Origin of the sequence: Pseudoalteromonas sp. NBT06-2 (assembly GCF_002276045.1) — a bacterium.
In the GTDB taxonomy this organism is placed as follows: domain Bacteria; phylum Pseudomonadota; class Gammaproteobacteria; order Enterobacterales; family Alteromonadaceae; genus Pseudoalteromonas.
The window spans coordinates 1-2,684 of record NZ_NQMR01000273.1; the positions used below are offsets into that span (position 1 = coordinate 1).

Here is a 2,684-nt window from a genome sequence, read left to right on the forward strand (position 1 = left end):
CTTGAAGTGGTTTGGGTATAAATAGGACCTGATGCACGATAAGGCGAATCTACATCATGATGACAATATGGGATTGCTAATACACGCTCTCCTAAGCCTACTTCAGCCAAAGATACACGGCATGGATATCCTGGATTGCTATCAACCATTATCCATTTTGCTTTGTGTAATGCTAATTTTTGCTGGTTGAGCTTCATTAGATGAGAAAACGTATTGTGTGAGAGTGGCTTTATAATAAATTCGGTTTGCATAACAAATATTTCTTTAGTTAAAAATATCAGTTTACGTTCACTTATTAATAATACTCGCCAGTTTCGGTAGTCATATTTTTCACATGCACCACCAGTAAAGCTTGATACATTACTTGGTTGAAACTAAAACGGTTCTGAATCATACCAAATACCATATTTATCGCCCTGCCATTTCAGCCAGTGATAAAAATATGCAATAGCGAGCATAAGTAGCCCTCCAACTAATGCGGCTTCACTCACAAGCCCTAAACAACAAAAAATAAAGCCACTAATATGACCTGTGATTTCAATTCTTAGTGCTGACTTTCTACTAGGTCTAGTTTGTAAAAAATTAAATACAAACCAACATTTTAATATTAATGGTAAGGCTTCCCAGTTACCTGATTTTTTATCGATCATAAATTTCTCCTGATTCAAAGTTGATATATCAATCTCAAGTGCAGCAGCAATACATTTTAATGACTCAACACTCGCATTCGAACCACTTTCAATCCGCTGAATTGTTCTTACATTTAATCCAGATATTTGAGCTAATTGCTCTTGTGAAAGATGTCGACTAATACGTAGTTCTTTTAGAATCATTAATTTCCCCCCTATACTTAAGCATCAAAAGTATTGCTTAATTTACTCAATGTCGGTTATGGATATTACCCGAAATTAGCCCGACTTTAACCCGACTTTAACCCGACAATATAATAATCTGTGCCTTTAACCCCATTATTGTATTTATTTTAAGGAAAGGTGATTTACAAAAGTTTAAAAGTATAGACTTTGATCTGTGATTAAATTAATGCAAAAAATCGTATTTTTTTATATAATTGTCGCCCTAATTATCTATTAATCTACGCTGCAGTCGCACTATGAAAAGAACTTTTACCAAGCATTGGAATGATTACGAACTCATTGATGCTGGAAACCAGGAAAAGCTAGAACGTTGGGGTGACATTATCACCATTCGCCCTGATATGAATGCTTATTTTAAAGCGATATTAAGTGAAAAAGAATGGCGAAATAAAGCACATTTTGAGTTTGTAGAAAGCTCAAAAAGCTCAGGAACTTGGCAAGCTTTAAAAAAAGGTCCACCTACTAAGTGGGCAATTAACTTTAAGCAACTAACACTCAATATAGAGCTAACTAAATTTAAACATGTAGGCATATTTCCTGAACAAAGAGTGAATTGGGATTTTATCGCTGATAACTTAAATGATGGCGATCGCTTTTTAAACTTATTTGCTTATACTGGTGCGGCCTCAATAGCAGCTCGTGCTAAAGGCGCTGATGTTTTCCATTGTGACTCAGTAAAACAGGTGATCTCTTGGGGCAATGAGAATATGCAGTCATCTGGTTTATCTGATATTCATTGGATACATGAAGATGCACTTAAGTTTGCGCAACGTGAAATAAAACGTGGTAAAAAATATAACGGCATCGTGATGGACCCACCAGCTTTTGGTATCGGTGCTAAAAAACAGCGCTGGAAAATAGAAAATAAATTCCCTGAGCTATTAGCGGCTGCATTAGAACTAAAAGAACCCGGAGGGTTTATTGTGATCAATACTTACTCTCCAAGACTAGACGAAGAAAAAATTCGTAAAATCACCAAGGAATTAGTTGCTCATGAAAAAGTTGAAGTAACAACTCTCAGTATGAGAACCACAACAGGAAAAACCCTAGAGTATGGTTTAAGAACCATCATTACAGGTTAATTTATTCTAGTTTAAAATAATCATTATTATCACTGAAAAGCGCTCACACACTGTCAGCGCTTTTTCTATTACAAGGTTAAAGAGTTATTATAAAAATACGTTATAACTTTCGCTTAAGCCTTTTTTCAACTTGTTTTTTCTCCCAATCAGCACCAAATAAGCTAAACACTTCAAATACACTTAGTCCATGAGATATCACACCTATTCCCCAACCTAAAGCAGCCCACCAAGCCCAAATATATTCAGGGTTAATGAAGTAGTTTAAAATAAACAATCCACTTACAACCAAAACGTAATTAATAAGGTGTGAGTAAAAGCCTTTTATATCTCTTACATGCTCTATTACTTTTTTTTCTTCTTCTGTCATTTTTGTTTCAGTATTTTTTTGGCTATCTATACTCATTTCCATCTCCTGCTGTAATTCCGTTAGTTGAATTTCAAAAACAGCAGCTAAAGATTTTAATGATTCTAGACCCGCATTTTGGCCTCTTTCGATACGTTGAATTGTTCTAATATTTAACCCACTTAATTGTGCTAGTTGATCTTGAGACCAAGCTCGTTGGAGTCTGAGTTTTCGAACGATCATTTATATATCCTTTTCTGTTGTTCGAAATGAATTATCAATTAAATATAACCAATATTGGTACGACTTTTATCTGACATTAATATGACAGCATTTAAAAATCAATACGTTACATTAAAACCTGGTAACTTCTCAAAAAGCAGT

4 protein-coding genes are annotated in these 2,684 nt (G+C 34.6%); 1 reads left to right on the forward strand and 3 read right to left on the reverse strand.

The features are described from left to right. On the reverse strand, nucleotides 1-251 hold a 251-nt coding region (locus CJF42_RS25205), incomplete at its 3' end, for a DUF1203 domain-containing protein (RefSeq protein ID WP_141235676.1). 123 nt (nucleotides 252-374) lie between these two features. Further along, nucleotides 375-833, reverse strand: coding sequence for a helix-turn-helix domain-containing protein (locus CJF42_RS25210; protein ID WP_095369255.1), 459 nt, complete (start codon nucleotides 831-833; stop codon nucleotides 375-377). 278 nt (nucleotides 834-1,111) lie between these two features. Here CJF42_RS25210 and CJF42_RS25215 point away from each other — a divergent pair, with 278 nt between their 5' ends. After that, on the forward strand, nucleotides 1,112-1,957 hold the full coding sequence (locus CJF42_RS25215; protein WP_095369256.1) for a class I SAM-dependent methyltransferase: 846 nt from the start codon (nucleotides 1,112-1,114) through the stop codon (nucleotides 1,955-1,957). Between the two features lie 100 nt (nucleotides 1,958-2,057). Here CJF42_RS25215 and CJF42_RS25220 read toward each other — a convergent pair whose 3' ends face one another. Next, nucleotides 2,058-2,543, reverse strand: coding sequence for a 2TM domain-containing protein (locus CJF42_RS25220; protein ID WP_095369257.1), 486 nt, complete (start codon nucleotides 2,541-2,543; stop codon nucleotides 2,058-2,060). Nucleotides 2,544-2,684: the final 141 nt, after the last annotated feature.

Coding starts and splice junctions, on each gene's coding strand:
- CJF42_RS25210 (WP_095369255.1), bottom strand. CDS start 833: ATGATTCTAAAAGAACTACGTATTAGTCGACATCTTTCACAAGAGCAA.
- CJF42_RS25215 (WP_095369256.1), top strand. CDS start 1,112: ATGAAAAGAACTTTTACCAAGCATTGGAATGATTACGAACTCATTGAT.
- CJF42_RS25220 (WP_095369257.1), bottom strand. CDS start 2,543: ATGATCGTTCGAAAACTCAGACTCCAACGAGCTTGGTCTCAAGATCAA.